Here is a 19,125-nt window from a genome sequence, read left to right on the forward strand (position 1 = left end):
CTAAACAAGGGCTTTATTTTTCCATTTGCCACTTTTCCAGCGCAAGGTATTTAAAATCGCCCTGCCCCATTCATCGCAGCAAAATCCAGCCCAAATACCAACTATACCATACCCACAAACTATGCCCAAATAATACCCCACAGGCAAGCTAACGCCCCACATAAAAATCGCACCAACAATAAAAGGAAAACGCGCATCACCGCTTGCGCGCAAGGAATTTACCATAATAATATTAAACCCGCGCCCACTTTCAAGCACCAAAGACAAAGTAAATAACGGCCTCATAATGCTTTTAATGCTCTCATCAAGCTCAAAAAGATCCATAATATTTTCTTTAAAAATCCAAAAAAGCAAAACTATAACCCAAGTGGTGCTAACGCCGATTTTAAGGGCATAAAATGCTTTTTGATAGGCCTCATCAAATTTTTTTGCGCCAACTAAATGCCCAACTATCACCTCACACGCCAAAGAAATCGCCGTACAAATCAAAAAAACAAAAGTTGAAATTTGAAAATAAACGCTTTGAACGCTCAAACTAGCCGAACCCAAAAGCCCAACAAAGCTAAACGCCACCATATATTGCCCTATCCAAAGCAAATTTTCACCAGCACTTGGCAAGCCAACCTTTAAAATTTTAATTAAAATTTGCCAAGTAAAATTAACAAAAAGCCCTAAATGAATATGAACCTTTGCTTTATGCACCATAATCCACAAAAGCGCACAAAGCGCGCTAAAATGCGCGATAATCGCCACAATCGCCACACCGCGCAAGCCATAATTTTCCCCACCATCAAAACCAAGCGCAAAATAATTACCAACAATTACAATAAAATTTGTAGCCAAAGACACAATCACAATATGCCCTGCCATATTTTTTACCCGCAAAATACTAGCTACTACTATGCCAATGCCAGCCAAAAATAAAGCAAGCGACATTAAATGCAAATATTCATAAGCATCGCCAAATACATCATCTGGGACATTTAACGCATGCAAAACCCAAGCTGTGAAAAAATAAATAAAAATCGTACTACAAAAACCCAAAAAAGCATTAAATGTAAGGCTAATATGAATAGCGCGCAAGGCTAGATTTAGGTTTTTAGCGCCAAGACTTTGAGCTACTACAACAGCGCACCCAATGCTTAAAAAGCTAAAAACAGTAACAAAAAGATTAAAAATTTGATTGCCAGCGCTCATAGCTCCAACGAGCAAAACGCTAACTTTTGAAACCATAAAAACATTTATCATAAGGCTAATTTGCTTTAAAAAAATATCAATAAAAATTGGAAAAGCTAGCCCAAAAAGACTGAGATTATTTGCGGTTTTTTGCCCGTTTGTAAGTTCTTTAATTTTATCCAAAAACATAGGCAAGATTGTAGCTAAATACATAGAAATTTGTGTTAAAAATTTTAAAATTTATGGATATTTTAATAAATTTTAAGCTACAATTTGCGAATTTTCACATAAAATTTTAAGAAAGGGGGCAAGAGCGTGGCACTAATTGATTTAATCGATGTTAGCAAAAGATTTAATGAAAATATCGTGTTAGATAATGTTAATTTTTCTCTTGCTCCAAAAGAGCGTATTGCAATTATAGGCAAAAATGGTGGTGGCAAAAGCACGCTAATGAAGCTTTTATGCGCTCAGTATTTACCAGATAGTGGCAGGGTAATAACCCAAAATAACATAAGCGTCCAAATGCTAGCCCAAACCCCGCATTTTGATGATGCTCTAAGCGTGCGCGGTGCCCTAAAACACGAGCTAAAAGAAATTTATGATGCCAGAAATGAATACGAAGATTTACTTTTAAAAATTTCAAAAAACAGCCAAGATAAAGAGCTTCTAGCCCGCCAAGAAAAATTACACAAATTTATAGAAAGTAAAGATGGCTGGAATATCGAAAATAAAGTAGAGCGCGTGCTTGATAGCTTTGCTTTAAGAGAATACGAAAATAAACTAATGTGTTCGCTTTCAGGCGGTGAGATTAGGCGCGTGGCTCTTGGGGCTTTGATACTTAAAAAGCCAGATGTTTTATTATTAGATGAGCCTACAAACCACTTAGATGTTTATATGGTGCGCTTTTTAGAGGATTTATTGCTTTCATCATCACAAACCATAGTTTTCATCAGCCACGATAGATATTTTATAGATAATCTAGCCACTCGCTCGGTTGAGATTGAAAACGGCAAACTTAGCAATTTTGATGGCGGATATGCAAATTATTTAGTAAAAAAAGAACAAATCCTCCAAAGCATTGCCAAATCGCAAGAAACCTTATTAAAGCAGTTAAAAGCCGAAGAAGAATGGCTTCGCCGTGGCGTGCGCGGGAGATTAAAGCGTAATGAAGGGCGCAAAGAACGCATTATGCAAATGCGCCAAAGTGCAAAAACAAACCCGGGCATAATCGCAAGAGTTAAGCTAGAATTACAACGCGCCACGAAAAGTTTTAGCCAAGGTGGCATAAATCAAAACCGAAAAAAAATGCTTTTTGAATGTAAGAAAATTTCAAAAAGTATGGATAATAAATTGCTTTTTAGCGATTTTAGCGCAAGGGTTTTACAAGGCGAGCGCATAGGAATTGTAGGCCCAAATGGCAGTGGCAAAAGCACTTTGCTTAAAATTTTATTAGGTCAGCTTCAACCAGATAGCGGGCAAATTATACGCGGTGATGTTAAAATTGGCTATTTTGACCAAAACCGCACAAATATAGACGAAAACAAATCCTTAATCGAAAATTTTTGCCCAAATGGTGGCGATCATATAATGGTGCGCGGGCGTAGTATGCATGTTTATGGTTATCTTAAAAATTTCTTATTTCCAAAAGAATTTTTAGATAAACCAGTAAGCGTGCTAAGTGGCGGAGAAAAAAACCGCCTAGCCTTAGCTCAGCTTTTTACAAAAGAATATGATTGTTTGATTTTAGATGAACCGACAAATGATTTGGATATTGCTACTATAAATATACTTGAAGAATACTTGCTAAGCTTTGAGGGCGCGGTGCTGATAGTAAGCCACGATAGGTATTTTATAGATAAAATCACAAATAAACTTTGGGCTTATGAAAACGATAAAATCGAGCAGCTCTATATGGAGTATAGCGAGTATTTAGATTATGAAGAAGAAATAAAACAAATTAGCACGATTGAGCAAGAGTTTCAAACCCAAAGCACTAGCGCGCCAGCCAAGAAAAAAACCGCCAAACTAAGCTACAAACAACAACAAATCCTAGACAAACACCCAGAAAAAATCGAAGCCATTGAAAGCAAGATAAAAGAATTAAACGCCGCTTTAAGCGATCCAGCAATTTATCAAAAACTAGGCCTACAAGCACTTTTTGAAGAACTTGAAGATAAAAAAGGCGAGCTAAGCGCGCTAGAATATGAATATTACAATGTTTTAGAATTTGCTCAATCTTTGGAGCGTTAAATTTTAAAAGGCGCAATATTTAAAATAACGCAAAACATTCAAATTTTAAAATTTTAATTAAAGAGGTAATTATGAAACGCTTTATAACAAGCCCGATTTATTATGTAAATGATATAGCCCACATCGGCCACGCTTACACGACCATTATTTGCGATACCTTAGCGCGCTTTTACAGGCTAAATGGCGATGAGGTGTTGTTTTTAACAGGCACAGATGAACACGGCCAAAAAATCCAAGAAGCCGCCAAAAACAAAAACAAAGACCCACAAGCCTACGCAGATGAAATAAGCGCAAATTTTCGCTCTTTATGGGATGAGTTTGATATAAGCTATGATTGTTTTATAAGAACCACTGACAAAACGCACGAAAGCACGGTGCAAGCGGTGTTTGAGCGTATGTTAGAAAGCGGTGATATTTATAAGGGCGAATACGAGGGCAATTACTGCATAAGCTGTGAAAGTTATTTTGCGCCAAATGCTTTAATTGATGGCGAATGCTGCCCAGATTGTGGCAAAAAAACGCGTTTAATTAAAGAAGAAAGCTACTTTTTTGCGCTCTCAAAATACGAAAAAAAATTATTAAATTGGTATGAAAGCAATCAATGCATAATCCCACAAGGCAAAAAAAATGAAGTTTTAAGCTTTGTAAATAGCGGGCTAAAAGATCTTTCCATTACGCGCACAAGCTTTCTTTGGGGAGTTAAATTACCGCCAAAACTAAACGAGCCAAAACATGTGGTTTATGTGTGGCTAGATGCGCTTTTTAGCTATCTTAGCCCGCTTGGATTATATGCTAGTGATGATAAAATGTCCTTTTGGCAAGGACATAGCACGCATATTGTTGGCAAGGATATTTTGCGCTTTCACGCTGTTTATTGGCCGGCGTTTTTGCTAAGCCTTGGATTAAAATTACCTGATAAAATCGCAGCTCACGGCTGGTGGACAAGAGATGGCAAAAAAATGAGCAAAAGCCTAGGCAATGTCGTAAATCCGCGCGAGGTGGCACAAGCTTATGGTTTGGAGCAGTTTAGGTATTTTTTACTGCGCGAGGTGCCGTTTGGTCAAGATGGCGATTTTAGCCAAAAGGCATTGATAGAGCGCATAAATAGCGAGTTGTGTAATGATTTGGGCAATCTTTTAAGTAGGATTGTGGGAATGAGCTCTAAATATTCAAATTTTAAAATCATCGCTGATGATGTAAGTAGCTTTCATAATGCCGAGCTAAACACGGCTAGCGCGCATTTAAACGCAGCCATATCAGCCATAAACGAGCTAGCTTGTAATAAATACCTTGAAGAACTTTGGCGCGTGCTAAATATCGCAAATGTCGCAATAGCAAAATATGAGCCGTGGAATTTAATAAAAGAAGGCAAAACAAAACAAGCAAATGCCTTAATTGGGCTTTGTGCGAATTTATTAGCAAAAGTGGCGATTTTACTAAGCCCAGCTATGCCAAAAACTAGCCAAAAAATCGCTGAAATTTTAGGCTTTGAAATTGATGTAAAAAGCTATAAAGATTTAATCTTAAACGCCCAAATATCAAGCTTTAATTCAAAATCTTGCGAGCCATTATTTACCAAGGTTGAAAGCGAGCTAATGCCAAGCCCTAGCCTAATCAACGATGATTTAAAAGCCAAAAATGAAAATCCACAAAATAGCGCGCAAATAAAAATCGATGATTTTAAAAAATGCAAAATCCAAGTTGGCACCGTGCTAGAATGCGCTAATATCGATGGCAGCGATAAATTATTAAAATTTAAGATCGATTTAGGCGAAGATAACCCGCGCCAAATCATTAGCGGAATTGCTAAATTTTACAAGCCAAGCGAGCTAATCGGCAAGCAAGTATGCGTGCTAACAAATCTAAAACCAGCCAAAATTTTCAAACACGAAAGCCAAGGTATGATTTTAAGCGCAGAAGATGAAAATAACGGCACACTAAGCCTGCTAACACCATTGAAAAATATGCCAAACGGCTCAGTTATAGGCTAAGGTTTAATGATTTTTAAAAAGCCAAAGAAAAATTGTAAGCCAGCGCGCGCAAAAGCCGATAAAAAGGTGCTTGCGTGCGAATAGCTAGCCTTGCTAAGCTAATAGGCGCAAAAATGCTAAATGAGCCTTTAATTAAGCAAATCGATGGTTTTAGTTTTATAAGCTCAAAAGTCGCGCGCCAAAATGCTTATTTCGATATTTACGGCGATTTAGCAAACATCCATCAAGCCGCCCAAAATGGCGCGTATTGTATCATTAGCGAACTAGATATAATCCCCTTTGATAATGAAATAGCCTTTATAAAAGTAGATGATTTGCGCCTTAGCATTTATCGCTTAATGCGCTATTTTGCCACACAAAAAGAATTAAAATTTGCTCAAATCTCAAACTTACAGCTAAATATCTTAAAACATATAAACGCCGATTTTAGCGTGCTTTGCGCCGATCTAATACAAAATTTTAATCAAATCCAAAACGCTAATGCTAAAAGCTTATTTTTCACAAACGAGCCAAATTTGCTTGAAAAAATTACTTTTTGCCCCTTAAAAATCGCCCCACAAAATGCCAAAATCATTAAGCAAAACTCATTATTTTTTAGCGATTTTATCTTTAATAATGAGCGTTTTAGCTTGCAATTTCCTAATGTTTTTGTAAATGAACTTTGCGAAATTTTAGGCTTTTTAATGGAGCAAAACATTGCTTTTAGGCTTAAAGATTTTAAGGATTTTGCGCATTTTAAAGCACTTTTTGTTAGCACGCAAAACCAGCCAGCGCCCTTTGGAGCGAGCGCGCGAGCGTTTATTTGCGAAAATGACAAAAGCGTATTTAAATGGCTGTGCGCTAAGCTAAAAAATAAAATGCTTTTTTGCGTCCCGCCAAATTTTAAAAAGCACGAAAATACCGATTATTTCATATTTTCAAGCCTTGATGATTTAAAAAATTTACGCAATTTTACCTACGCTTTGGTGCTTTGTGATTATGATGAATTATTCAAAATTTTAAGCACACGCCACCAAAACGAACTTTTATTTTAAGCCCACATCGCGCTATTATTTAAAAAACAAACCATGCCCACAAACTCTTAGCCACGCACCCGTCTAGCTCTCAACCGCGCACCAAAAACCCGCACTCAAATTCTCAGCCACGCGCCATGCCATTATTTAAGAAAAACCCGCGCCCGCAATACCTAAACCACCCACCGCGCCTGCCACGCCCTTAGCCACGCGCGTGCCACACCATTATTTAAAAACACACCCGCACTACGCACCCGTGCTAGCTCTAACCGCGCGCACCGCACCCGCCTAGCTCTCAACCGCGCACCCAAAACCAGCCCAACCTACGCCAATTTTAAAGAATTTATAAAATTTCAAAAATGCAAAATCACAAAATTTTAAAGATTTTATAAAAATTTAGAGATTTTATAAAATTTAGAGATTTTATAAAATTTAGAGATTTTATAAAGCAAAAAACATTAAAAATTTATAAAACATTTACCAAATTTTAAAGAAATTTATTAAAAATTTTTTAAAAAATTGAAATTTTTTTTTAAAAAACTTTATGTAATTTAAGCTTAGTTTAACCCCCCCTATAATTCTTGCGCTTGCTTGAAGCAGGCACTAAGCAGACGGTGGCTTACTCCAAAAATCTCAATCATAGGGCTAGCGTTTGCTTAGGATTTCAACACAAGGAGTTTTCGATGAGAAAAGGTTTTACGATGATTGAGTTAATATTTGTTATCGTAATTTTAGGTGTTTTGGCGTCTGTAGCGATACCAAGACTAGCAGCTACAAGAGATGATGCAGAGGTGGCAAAGGCGGCGACAAACTTAACCACGGCGGTGAGTGATATTACGGCGTATTATACGGCGAAGGGTAAATTCTCTAGCACTCAAAAAAGCGATTTTACAAAAATCACTAACGCTTTAAATAAAAAAGGTGAGCTTACAGTAAAAGGTAGTACAGTATGCGCAAAGATAGTTTTACCTACTGATGGCACTGGGGGTACTGGCAACACCGCTTCAACCAAAGTTGAATTAACATTAGAGTTCCCAAGTACTGGGCAAACCGATGCCGTGTGCAAACAATTAAAAATATTACCAGGTATTAAAGCGATGTGTGGCAAAAGTGGCTCAGGAGAATCAATTGGTTCAAACGACTGCAAAATCCAAATTGGTGGCTCAGGTGGCATAACATTCTAATTTAATCTAATTTAATTAAAATTTTAAATATTCGCTTTAATTAAATTACCCCTTGAAATTCTAAAAATTTCAAGGGGTTTTTTTATTTTTATTCTTGAAATTTTAAATCTCTTTATCTTTCAAAATCTACACAAATTTTAAAATCCAAAAAAAAGCAAAGCCCACACAAAATTTAAAATAAAAAAAGCAAAACTCACACAAAAAAACCGCGTGCCGTGTAGGTGCGCAAAAAAGTGGTGCGCGGAGCATAAAAACGCGTGGTGGGGCATTTGGCTTGGTGGTTTAGCGTGGAGCGTAAAAACGCGTGGCTGAGAGTATGGCACAAGTGGGCAAAAAAAGTGCGTAGCAGACGGGCGGATTTAGCGTGTGGCGTGCTTGGGTGGCTTAGCTTGTGGGTGTGGTGAATTGAGCGTGGGCGCGCAAAAAGCGTGGCAGGTTTAGCGCGTGGCGGGCGGACGCAAAAAAAAGCAAATAAAATATTAAATCAAGTGCGTAAAAAACGCAAATTTAAAATTTAAAATAAACACAAAATTTTAAAATAAAAAAAATATTTATTTTAAAAAGAAAAATTTTTAAAAAAATTCAGTGCGAATTTAAACTAAAAATATTAATAAAATTTTAAAAATCCTAGCAGAATTTAAAATAAAAAAAAGCAAATTTTAAAAAAATAAAACCGCGCATAAAAAAACTACAAAAAAATAATGAAAAATTTTAAAAAAATCTGCACAGAATTTAAAATAAAAAACTAAAAAAAATAAATTAAAATTTTAAAATCAAGTCAAGAATTTTTGCTAAAAATTTGCCAAAAACCAAGTAATGCCAAAAAGTGCGCCTGCGCCTTTTGGCTTGCTTTCATCAAGCAAAAACTCATTTATTTTAGCACGCTCAATAAAGCAAAGCTCAATTTTTTCATCATCTATGCCACCACCTGCGCCACGCTTCATACTTTCATCTATAAGGGCGTAAAATATACTTTGGCGATTTGCGCTAAATCCAAGTCCGGTAAAACTGCTAGTGATGTAGCGCACATCATTTGTGGCATAGCCGGTTTCTTCAAAAATTTCTTCAATCATCGTGCGCTTTTCATCTAGCCCTTTATCGCAAAGCCCAGCACAAAACTCATAACTAATGCCAAGCTCATCGCTATTTATGCCGTTTTGCTTTTGATAATACCAAAGGCTCGGGCGAAACTGCTTGACAAACAAAAACGCATCGCGCTCTGTGTGATATAATAAGCACGAAACACTATCGTGCGCTTTAATGCAATCCCATTTACGCTTAATGCCATCTTGAACAAAATGTATGCTAAAAGGGCGAATATATTTGCTTTCTCCAAGCTCTTTAATCTCAATATCTTTTATAATAGTATCCATGTAGCAAGTCCTAAAAAGCTAAAAAATCCAACCACATCAGTAACGGTAGTAAGTAGCACCGAGCTGCCAACTGCTGGATCGATATTCAAACGCTTTAAGCCCATCGGTATAAGCGCACCAAAAAGCCCAGCTAGGCTTAAATTTATCATCATCGACATAGCAATCACCAAGCCTAAATTATTAATATTAAACCAAAAATGCGCTATTACGCCCATTAGCGTGGCAAATATCGCTCCATTAACAGCAGCTATGCTTAATTCTTTTAGCAAAGTAGCCTTGGCGTGGGCAAAATTTATCTCACCTATTGCTAGACGGCGCACGGTTACGGTTAGGGCTTGCGTGCCGGTATTGCCACCCATTGAAGCAACTATGGGCATTAAAACAGCTAAGGCTACGATTTTATTTATACTTTCATCAAAATACGAAATCACCACTGAGCTGATAATTGCTGTGATTAAATTCACACAAAGCCACAGCGCACGAGCCTTGCCTGCTTTAAATAGCGTTTCTTCATCTTCTGCTTCATCATCAACGCCAGCTAGGTGGTAGATTTGCTCGGTGGCACTGTCTTCTAAAAAATCATGTATATCATAAGTAGTAATGCGCCCAAGCAAAACGCCTGCTTTATTTACCACAGGCACAGAGCTAAGATCATAATCTTTTACTATTTGTGCTACGCACATTATATCATCGCTATCTTGGACAAAATGTGGCTCATACTCGGCGCTGTGCTTTTTCATAATCTCAGAAATTTGCTCATCTGGATCAAAAAGCAACAAATCATCAAGTGGCACACAATAACGCAAAATTCCATGCTCATCAAGCACAAAAAGCTGAAACACACGCACTAATTCGCCACTATTTTTAAGCATACGAAATTTTTGTATAACATCGCCTAGTGTTTGGTTTAGCTCGCACGAAAAAACCTCTATTTGCATATAGGCGCCGGCTTCGTTTTCATCGTAATTTATAAGGCGTGAAATTTCTTTTTTGCTATCTGTTTCTAGGCTATCAAAAATCTGCTTTGCCCTATTTTCATCGATATCGCCTATATTTTGGATAAGGTCGGTGGCATCATCGCTTTCTAGCTCTTCTATGGCATCTGCTACTTTTTCATCAGGCAGGGCAATCACATCTTTTAGCATATGATTTGGCATCTGCACAGCAGCTTCGCCCAAGCTCTCGCTATCTAATTCATTTAAAATCGCCTTATAAATCTCTTCATCTTCTTTTTTAAGAAATTTTAAATGCTCTGTAAGCTCGGCTGAGTTTAGCTCTATATCGCCTTGAATGTGGCTATTTACTAAATCTTTAATATCTTGTAATTTTTGGTTTAGCATCGCTACTCTTTACATTAGTGGTATGTAGTTTTCGTATTCTTCTTCTCTTGGTGCATTTTCGTATTCAGGTTTTAGCGCAAGATCAAAAATGCCCAAAAAGCCTTCTTTTAGCTCGTTAAATCTTTCTTTATCTCTACCAGAAAGCGCGCTTTTTACAACCCTTACGATTTTTTCAGGATTTATGGCTTTATTGTCGCGGTAAAGGCCAAAATGCAAATGCGGGCCAGTGCTCATACCGGTATTGCCCACATAGCCTATCAATTCGCCTTGTTTTACTTTTTTGCCACGCACTATTTTTTTAGCAAAGCCGTTTAAATGCGCATATAGCGTGCTATACTCGCTGGCGTGCTTTATAATGATTGTTTTGCCGTAGCCACCTTTTGTGCTAGCAAAGCTTACTACTCCATCGCCTGCTGCATACACCTTGCTCCCACGCGGAGCCGCATAATCCATACCCAAATGCGCGCGGTAACGCTTTAAAATAGGATGAAATCTTTTGGGATTAAAACGCGAGCTAATCCTTGCATTTTTAACAGGTTTTGTTAAAAAAAATCTCTCTAATTCACGCCCTTTTTCATCAAAATAGCTATTTTCAAATCTATAAGCAAATTTTATTTGTTTGTTATTTTCTACCATCGCAGCCTTTATCTCAGGCGTGCCAAAAATTTTGCCCATTCGGCGTTTTTGAGAATAAATTATTACCAATCTATCGCCTTTTTGCGTGCTTTTAAAATTTATAGTTTCGCGAAAGGCTCTAACGAAAGCTTGGGCTAGTGCCATTGAGCCAGCCTCAGCAATAATCGACATATAAGGCGAACGAGTTAAACTAACGCTTAAAACGCGCTCTTCTACTTCGTATTCAATCGGCAAAAACTCCATTTCATAGGTATGGTTTTTATTTTTGTAAATATGGATTTGTAATTCTTCATTGATTGGGATTAGGGCTTGTGCTAGGCTTTCATCTTTATCCCAAAGCACCCAGTATTGCGTATTTGCTGAAATTTCATCGGCTAATTCTTTATCTTCATATGCTAAATTATAATAAATCCTAGGCGGAATTTTATTAACTTCAAAAAATTTTAAAAGTGTGTAGCCATTTTGCCAAGTAAGCTTTTCTATATTTGGTTTTAGCGCATTTGCCTTAGTAAATACACAAAATAAAACAATAAAAAAAGTAAAAATTCTAAACATCTAAGCCCTTATTTTTAAAAAAATCAGCAATTATAACCGCTTTTAGTGATTTTGGCAAATCAAGCATAAACCATCCAAAAACTAAGTATAAACTCCCCAAAAGCAAAACAAATCATAATGGCTATAAAAAGCGCTGGTATAAATGGCGCTTCTTGGCTTGTTTTGCGCATAAATAAATGTAAAATTAGCTGTAAAATTCCAGCCAAAAGCAAGCAAGCAAGCCCTAATTTCACCCCAAAAAATGCGCCAATAATCGCTATTATGATAGTATCAGCATCGCCCATAGCCTCGATAATCTCGCCACTTTTATTACGATTTATCCACGCACTTACCACGCTTTTTACCATCGTTATACCACCAGCAAAAATCAAAGACAGCACAAAGGGCGAATTAAAGGCAAAAAACTGCTCTAAATTTTGTGGCACGCTAGCAATAATGGCGCAAAAATACGCGCTAATTAGCGGGATTTCAGGCACGGCGTGGTATTTAAAATCAATCAAACTAAGCGTTAAAAGCAAGCAAAAACTAAGCCCTAAAAATAGCGGTTTGTATAACGCCGTGAGATTAAAATTTTCTAAATCCACAGCACTAAAATACAAAGCAACAACAAAAAGCAAAGCCCCGCCAAGCTCAACCAAAAAATAACGCAAACTAATTTTATCTTTACAAAACGCGCATTTACCGCCTAAAAATAAATACGAAAATAGCGGAATATTATGATAAAAGCGCAAGCTATGCTCGCATTTTGGGCAGTGGCTAGGCGGAAAACTCACACTAAGGCCTTGTGGCATTCTGTGAATTATCACATTACAAAAAGACGCAAAACACGCCCCAAAAACAAAAAACAAAATATAAAACAAAAGCATCATAATCCTTTAAAATTTATAAATCACAATCTTTAAAAAAGCAAATTTTAAACTTAAATTTTAAAATTTAAGAGCTTTAACACAAATTTTCATTACACAGCTAGCAAATTTTAATTTACAAGCCACCAAAACGCCTATTGCGCGTTTTGTATTCATTTATGATTTTCTCTAATTCGATCACGCTAAAATCAGGCCATAAAGTGCTAGTAAATGCCAGCTCAGCGTAGCTTGCTTGCCATAGCAAAAAATTACTAATACGCTGTTCTCCACCTGTTCTAATCAGCAAATCCACATCGCCAAACCCGCTAGTATCAAGCGCGCCATTTATAGAATTTTCGCTGATTTTTACGCCACTATCGCACAGCTTTTTACACGCTCGCACGATCTCATCGCGCCCGCCATAATTTAGCCCAAGCACTAAATTTAGCCCATTAAAATCCGCACTTAGCTCTTTTAAGGCCTTAATTTCAGTTTGTAAATCTGCTCTAAGCGCGCTTATATCGCCGATTGTGTGAAATTTTATATTGTTTTTACATATCATATCGCGTTTTTGGCGCAAGAATTTTTTAAGCAAATCCATTAAAAAATCTATCTCAGCTTGCGGTCTTGTCCAGTTTTCTGTGCTAAAAGCATAAAGGCTAAGCGTTTTAATGCCTAATTTTGCGCAATAAATCGCCACATTTTCTACTACTTTTGCTCCATTTTCATGCCCTTTTATGCGTAAAAATCCGCGCTTTTTAGCCCAGCGTCCATTACCATCCATGATTATTGCTAGATGATTTAACGCATTCATAATCTAGCCTTTTAGGTTAAAAATACCAGAGTTTTGGCTATAAAATGGCATTATTTGAGCTTGAAAAACTTCACATTTTAGCTCTTTTGCTAACAAAGCCGAAAAACTATCATAAGGCGTGGCAACACCGATAAATGCGCCATCTCTAACGCGCACGATAAGCGGAGCAAATTTCCCAAAAAGCAAATACAACTCCAAAGCATTGCTAAATGCGCGCATTTGAGCTAAGCAATAAAAGCCATCATAAGCAAAAGGTAGGCTAATTACGCCATTTTTAAGGGCCAAAAGCATATCACATAAAATTTCAAAATCACTTACACTTTTACAAGCTAAAAGCCTATTTTTAATCTCATCAAACAGCCAGCTAAAATCGGCATTTTGTGGGTTTTGCATATTTTTAAAGTTTTGTGTATTAAAATTTGCTTGCTTTTGCTCATAACTTATACTAGCAAAAACGCGCTCAACCAAACTTAAAGCATCATTTAGCCCTACTCCATCTGGGCGTTTAAAAAGCGAGTTTATATTTATTATGCCACCACTTTGCGTGCGGATATTTGCGTAGTATTTTGCTCCAACTTCTAGGGATTTTTGCGATTTTGTGCTAACTATGCGCGTGCCAAAACGCAGATTATAACGCCACCAGCTCGTTTTTTCAAGCACTTCAATTAGCACCGGCAAGCTTGCGTTTATCATTGTTACTTGTTTCATAATCTTTTGCTAAGCTCTACAATTTGGCTGGCTATTTGCATTTTGTGATTTAAGGCTAGATGTGTGCTAGCGTTTTTGCTAATAAACTCTATTTCATTTTGCTCGCTACCAAAATAATTTTTTTCATCTAAAATATTTAAGCAAACCGCGTCCAAGCCTTTATTATCTAGCATTTGCTTAGCATTTTTTAGGGCGATTTTTTCATCCATTTCCATTTTAAAGCCAATTTTTTTACATTTAAGCTTGATAGAGCTTAAAATATCAATGTTTTGGGTTAATTCTAAAAGCAAATTTTGCCCTGTTTTTTTAATCTTACCGCTTTTGGCGTTTAAAGGCACAAAATCGCTTACTGCTGCTGCCATAATGAGCAAATCATCACTTTTTAATTTAAAGGAATTTATGCGCTCTAAAAGCTGCGCTGAGCTTGTAAAATGCAAGCTTTCAAAGGGTAGATTTTCATAAGAGTTTGAACTAATCAAACTAACATTTGCCCCAGCAAAAAAATAAGCATAAGCAAGATAAAAGGCCATTTTGCCACTTGAAAAATTCGTAATAGCGCGCACATCATCGATTTTTTCGCTAGTTGCGCCACCTGTAATAAGCACTGATTTTTTCTCCCAAAAGCTATCTTTTTTTAGCTCTTTAATGGCGTGCTTGATTATAAGCTGCAAATCTAGCAAAGCACCCTTGCCAAAATCACCACAAGCTAGGCATTTTTCCATAGTATCAAGCACGCAAAAACCGCGATCTTTTAGCGTTTGGAGAGAGTTTTGCGTGGCGGGATTTTCTAGCATTTTTACATTCATTGCTGGGGCTAAGATTTTGGGCGCATTGCTTGCTAAAATTGCATCTAGCATAGGATTATCAGCGATGCCAGAAGCGATTTTGCTTATGGTGTTTGCGGTGGCTGGGGCGATGATTATAAGGTCGCTTTTAGCATATTGTATGTGGCTAATGCCATTGGCCCAGCTTTCATTTTTAAAGCAAAGCACCTTATGCCCGCTTAAAGCCTCAAAGCCAAGATCGCTAGTAAATTTAAGGGCATTTTCGCTAAGTGCTACTCTAACATCAGCACCAGCTTTTTTAAGCAAACTTAAAATTTCATAAGCTTTATAAAACGCCACGCTAGCACTCACGCATAAAAGCACACTTTTATTTTTTAAAAAATCATTAAACATTGTTATCTTTCAATTTACTAGCAAGAATGCTATAAAACAAAAATATAAAGCCAAAATTTTAATCTTAAAAAGCATAAATTAAAATTTCGGCCTTTAATATTGAAATTTTAACTATTCAACCAAGCAAAATAAGGCTTTAAATTTTAAATTAAGCAAATTTTAATATTAAAATTTTACTTTTTTGAACCAAAAAGCTTGTAAAAGCCGTTTTCTTTATTTTCTTGTTTTGAGCGAGCGATTACTAAATCGCCCTTTTTGCTGTTTTGAGTAACCACAGAACCAGCAGCAATGGCCGTATCATCAGCAATACACACAGGCGCTACAAAGGCAGTGTTTGAGCCAACAAATACATTTTTGCCTATTTTTGTTTGATGTTTTTTTACTCCATCGTAATTACAAGTAACCGTGCCACAGCCGATATTTGAGCCAACTCCAATCTCGCAATCGCCAAGATAGCTTAAATGCCCTGCTTTTACTCCATTTAAATTAGCATTTTTAAGCTCTACGAAATTGCCAATTTGTGTGTGTTTTATAATGCTGTGCGGACGCAAATGCGCCATAGGGCCAATTTGGCTATTTTCTACTACGCTATTTTCTACGATAGAGCCTGCTTTAATGTGCGCATTTTTTATCTTGCTTTGGACAATCACAGCCCCGCTTTCAATCACGCTATTTTCTATCTCGCATTCGCCTTTTATTACGACATTTGGCCATAATTCGCACTCGCCCTCTAAGCTTGCGCGCGCATCTATATAAATATTATCTGGCAAATGCATTATTACGCCATTTCTTAAATGCGTTTCTTTGATTCTTTGGCTCATTATAGACTCAGCCTGAGCCAAGGCAAACTTATCATTTACGCCCAAAAAATCACTATCATTAACTAGCACATGCCCCACCCTGAGATTTAGGCCAAAGGCTAGGGATATACAATCTGTTAGATAGTATTCGTTACTGGAATTTTTATTTGAAATTTTAGGTAAAAGCTCTTTTAAAACGGCGGTTTTAAAGCTATAAACACCGCTATTGCATAATTTAATGCTTTTTTGCATTTCATCTGCATCTTTTTGCTCAACTATATCTATAATGCTTGAATCAGGCCCTAAAACTACGCGCCCATAGCCATTTGGGTTATTTGTCTTAAATACCGCGATATTCACATCTGCGCCAGTATCTGCTATGATGTGTAAATGCCTAGCTTTAATCAAAGGCGTATCAGCACAAAGTATTACCACGCGGTCATTTTTAACGCTATTTATAGCAGCCATCACAGCTCCACCAGTGCCTGGATGGCTTTGTATATTTTGACGAGCTAAATGCACCTTTTTGCGCATTTCATAAGAAAAATTTTCATTTAAATGAGCGCTTACCTCATCAAATTTATGCCCTAAAACCACGCAAATATCATCACTTGTCTTTAATGCTTCGTTTAAAACATGCGCTAGCATCGAATACCCACAAACCTCATGAAGCACCTTAGGCTTAGATGAATGCATACGAGTGCCCTCACCCGCTGCTAATATAATAACTGAAACCGCGTCCATAGCTTTCTTTCGTAAAAAATGATGGCACATTGTAACTAATCTCAGCATAAATTTACATTAAATTAGCTAATATCCACTCTTATTTTTGCGCTAGGATATGATTTGAAAAGCATTTTTTTACTTTTTGGTTTATTTGTTTGCTCTTTTGGAGCTGAGAGTATTCCTAGCATAAATCTTAGCCTAAGCGCGCCCGATACACCAGCTAGCTTAGTTGCTAGCTTAAATGTAATAATAGTTTTAACCTTGCTCGCCTTAGCACCATCGCTTTTATTTATTATGACTAGCTTTTTACGCTTGATTATAGTATTTTCATTTATGCGACAAGCCATGGGCACGCAACAAATGCCACCGACTAATATCTTAATCTCGCTTGCGTTAATTCTTACATTTTTCATAATGGAGCCAGTGGGCAAAAAAAGCTACGAACAAGGCATAAAGCCGTATTTAGATGGTAATATCAGCTACACACAAGCCTTTGATCTAGGTAGCAAGCCGTTTAAAGAGTTTATGGTAAGAAATACAAGAGAAAAGGATTTAGCGCTATTTTACCGCATTAGAGAGCTACCAAATCCAGCAAGTGTAGATGATATACCTTTTAGTATCGCCGCGCCGGCTTTTGTGATTAGTGAGCTTAAAACCGCCTTTGAAATAGCCTTTTTGCTGTATTTGCCATTTTTGGTTATAGATATGATAGTAAGCTCTGTGCTAATGTCTATGGGTATGATGATGCTTCCGCCCGTGATGATTTCTTTGCCGTTTAAGTTGCTTATTTTTGTGCTGGTTGATGGTTGGAATTTGCTTGTTGAAAATTTAGTAGCCAGTTTTAAATAATCAGCCAAATTTTAAATAAATTTTAGAATTTTGCTTAAAAACATCTTAAATTAAATAAATTTTAAAATTTAAGGCATTAAAATTTGTTGATTTTAGGCTTGCTAAGAAAGCCAAACTTAAAATTTAATTAAATAAATTTTAAAATTTGGCTTAAAAATATTTTAAATTAAATAAATTTTAATTTCGCGTTGCTTTAAAGCGGTTTTGACAGCTACAATGCAAACTACCATTTTGGCGTATAAAAATCCTAGCATCTACGCCTATAATATCTCTGTCTTTAACCACCTCTCTAAGCGTGCCAAGCGCGCGCTCATCGGCTTTTTTATCTCCATAAGTTGGCACTATTAAAGCATCATTTATAAAAACAAAATTACAATAAGTAGCCCCAAGCCTTCGCCCCATAAACTCCAAAGCACGCGGTAAAAATAACGGCACCAGCTCAAATCCGCTATTTTTTAGCTCATTTTCCATAGCTTTAAGTGACAAAAAATGCAAATCGCTCTCATCATCGCAAGCACAATAAACTATAACCTTTTCATTAACAAAGCGTGCAAGCGTATCTATATGGCTATCGGTATCATCACCTATTATTTCTCCGTGATCTAGCCAAATTATGCGCTCTAAATTAAATAATTCTTTTAGTTTAATTTCAAGCGCGCCTTTATCGCTATGAGCACGATTTTCATTTAGCAAGCATTTACTAGTTGTTAGTAAAACTCCGCGCCCGTTAAACTCCACACTACCGCCTTCAAGCACGAATGGCACGCGCCTAAGCTCACCTTTTAAGGCTCCACTTTCAAACAATAAAGCATTTACATTATCATCTAGCCCGCTTTCAAACTTACCGCCCCAAGCATTAAAGCTAAAATCATAGCTAAACGCGCCATTTTCGCCCAAAACATCTATGGCGCCATAATCTCTTATCCAAGTATCATTTGTGGCGCATTTAAAAAAGCTGGCGTTTTTTATGTGCTTAAATGGCTCAAAATATTTTTCGTCAGGGGCGATTAAAAGCAAATTTTGATATCTACAAAGCACATTTGCAAATTCCACATAAGATGCGGTTATTTGGCTAAGATACGGCGCCCAGTCGCTTTTAGCATGCGGTAAAGACAGCATTAAAAGCTCTTGTTCTTCCCATTCGCCAAAGGCTCTAAGCACGCCATTTTGATTAGTTTTCATTTGCTTTATCCTTGTTTGGCTTAAAATTCTTTCATAAAAGCTGCTTTTGAATACAAGCCCAAAAATTTCTGTTTTTCTTTACCATCTGCTGAATATATCACGCTCACAGGCGTGCCAAAAACTCCGCCTATGATATTTGAAAAATATTTTACAGATTTTGCATCATTTATGGTAGAAAACTCAACGCCCTTGCTTTTTAGCATTTTTATATCATCGGCTTTATTGGTTTTGTAATTTAAAATTCCTATTATCTTGGCCTCGCCGCTTTTTTGTATTTCATTTAATACAGGGATTTGCTCAGCACAAACAGCACAATCCTTGCTAAAAAAAAACAGCACAAAAGGCTTATTTACGCCTTCAAATTTTAAAATTTGTGTGCTTGCTTCATAAGTGCTAACAAAGCGTTCATTTGTATTTACGCTAAAATGCTCTCTTTTATTTTCGCAAGCCACAAAAAACAAAACCGCACTCAAAATTATTAAAATTTTAATGCGCATAGCTTAAC

General features: G+C 36.9%; 16 protein-coding genes. 5 read left to right on the forward strand and 11 right to left on the reverse strand.

Annotation, left to right across the window (positions count from 1 at the left end):
* Positions 1-1,389 carry an MATE family efflux transporter gene (locus tag CINF_RS04760; protein ID WP_240156092.1) on the reverse strand — a complete coding sequence of 463 codons (1,389 nt, stop codon included), beginning with the start codon at positions 1,387-1,389 and terminating at the stop codon, positions 1-3.
* Between the two features lie 102 nt (positions 1,390-1,491).
* Between CINF_RS04760 and abc-f the strand changes: the two genes are divergently transcribed.
* The 4 genes from abc-f (at position 1,492) to CINF_RS08965 (ending at position 7,614) form a co-directional block, all read left to right on the forward strand.
* Entirely contained in the window at positions 1,492-3,426 is a 1,935-nt protein-coding gene (abc-f, locus tag CINF_RS04765) for a ribosomal protection-like ABC-F family protein (RefSeq protein ID WP_178695448.1), read from the forward strand.
* A gap of 71 nt (positions 3,427-3,497) precedes the next feature.
* A complete protein-coding gene (gene metG, locus CINF_RS04770; protein ID WP_179974676.1) occupies positions 3,498-5,417 on the forward strand; it encodes a methionine--tRNA ligase in 1,920 nt (639 codons plus the stop codon).
* Between the two features lie 74 nt (positions 5,418-5,491).
* Positions 5,492-6,451: a hypothetical protein gene (locus CINF_RS04775; RefSeq protein WP_179974677.1), complete on the forward strand. Its 960-nt coding sequence runs from the start codon at positions 5,492-5,494 to the stop codon at positions 6,449-6,451.
* Between the two features lie 662 nt (positions 6,452-7,113).
* Positions 7,114-7,614, forward strand: a complete 501-nt coding sequence (locus tag CINF_RS08965; protein WP_240156093.1) for a type II secretion system protein — start codon at positions 7,114-7,116, stop codon at positions 7,612-7,614.
* Positions 7,615-8,405: 791 nt separating this feature from the next.
* Here CINF_RS08965 and CINF_RS04785 read toward each other — a convergent pair.
* The 8 genes from CINF_RS04785 to glmU form a co-directional block, all read right to left on the reverse strand.
* Positions 8,406-8,987, reverse strand: a complete 582-nt coding sequence (locus tag CINF_RS04785; RefSeq protein WP_179974678.1) for an NUDIX domain-containing protein — start codon at positions 8,985-8,987, stop codon at positions 8,406-8,408.
* Positions 8,972-10,327, reverse strand: a complete 1,356-nt coding sequence (gene mgtE / locus CINF_RS04790; protein WP_179974679.1) for a magnesium transporter — start codon at positions 10,325-10,327, stop codon at positions 8,972-8,974. Before mgtE ends, CINF_RS04785 begins: the two co-directional genes overlap by 16 nt.
* Before the next feature lie 9 nt (positions 10,328-10,336).
* Positions 10,337-11,518, reverse strand: coding sequence for a peptidoglycan DD-metalloendopeptidase family protein (locus CINF_RS04795; RefSeq protein ID WP_179974680.1), 1,182 nt, complete (start codon positions 11,516-11,518; stop codon positions 10,337-10,339).
* A gap of 59 nt (positions 11,519-11,577) precedes the next feature.
* Positions 11,578-12,384 carry a prepilin peptidase gene (locus tag CINF_RS04800; protein WP_179974681.1) on the reverse strand — a complete coding sequence of 269 codons (807 nt, stop codon included), beginning with the start codon at positions 12,382-12,384 and terminating at the stop codon, positions 11,578-11,580.
* Between the two features lie 115 nt (positions 12,385-12,499).
* A complete protein-coding gene (uppS, locus tag CINF_RS04805) occupies positions 12,500-13,177 on the reverse strand; it encodes a polyprenyl diphosphate synthase (protein ID WP_179974682.1) in 678 nt (225 codons plus the stop codon).
* A gap of 3 nt (positions 13,178-13,180) precedes the next feature.
* On the reverse strand, positions 13,181-13,885 hold the full coding sequence (locus tag CINF_RS04810) for a hypothetical protein (RefSeq protein ID WP_178696117.1): 705 nt from the start codon (positions 13,883-13,885) through the stop codon (positions 13,181-13,183).
* Positions 13,882-15,063 (reverse strand): bifunctional phosphopantothenoylcysteine decarboxylase/phosphopantothenate--cysteine ligase CoaBC, encoded by a 1,182-nt coding sequence (coaBC, locus tag CINF_RS04815; protein ID WP_179974683.1) that lies wholly within the window; start codon positions 15,061-15,063, stop codon positions 13,882-13,884. Before coaBC ends, CINF_RS04810 begins: the two co-directional genes overlap by 4 nt.
* Before the next feature lie 173 nt (positions 15,064-15,236).
* Positions 15,237-16,607, reverse strand: a complete 1,371-nt coding sequence (glmU, locus tag CINF_RS04820; protein ID WP_179974684.1) for a bifunctional UDP-N-acetylglucosamine diphosphorylase/glucosamine-1-phosphate N-acetyltransferase GlmU — start codon at positions 16,605-16,607, stop codon at positions 15,237-15,239.
* Between the two features lie 102 nt (positions 16,608-16,709).
* Here glmU and fliP point away from each other — a divergent pair, with 102 nt between their 5' ends.
* On the forward strand, positions 16,710-17,438 hold the full coding sequence (gene fliP, locus CINF_RS04825) for a flagellar type III secretion system pore protein FliP (RefSeq protein WP_179974685.1): 729 nt from the start codon (positions 16,710-16,712) through the stop codon (positions 17,436-17,438).
* 177 nt (positions 17,439-17,615) lie between these two features.
* On the opposite strand, the gene CINF_RS04830 is transcribed toward fliP, so the two are convergent.
* Together CINF_RS04830 and CINF_RS04835 are read right to left on the reverse strand one after the other, a co-directional pair.
* Positions 17,616-18,599, reverse strand: coding sequence for an agmatine deiminase family protein (locus CINF_RS04830; protein WP_179975942.1), 984 nt, complete (start codon positions 18,597-18,599; stop codon positions 17,616-17,618).
* 41 nt (positions 18,600-18,640) lie between these two features.
* Positions 18,641-19,117, reverse strand: coding sequence for a TlpA family protein disulfide reductase (locus CINF_RS04835; RefSeq protein WP_179974686.1), 477 nt, complete (start codon positions 19,115-19,117; stop codon positions 18,641-18,643).
* Positions 19,118-19,125 lie beyond the last annotated feature (8 nt).

It is taken from the genome of Candidatus Campylobacter infans, from assembly GCF_013416015.1.
GTDB lineage: Bacteria > Campylobacterota > Campylobacteria > Campylobacterales > Campylobacteraceae > Campylobacter > Campylobacter infans.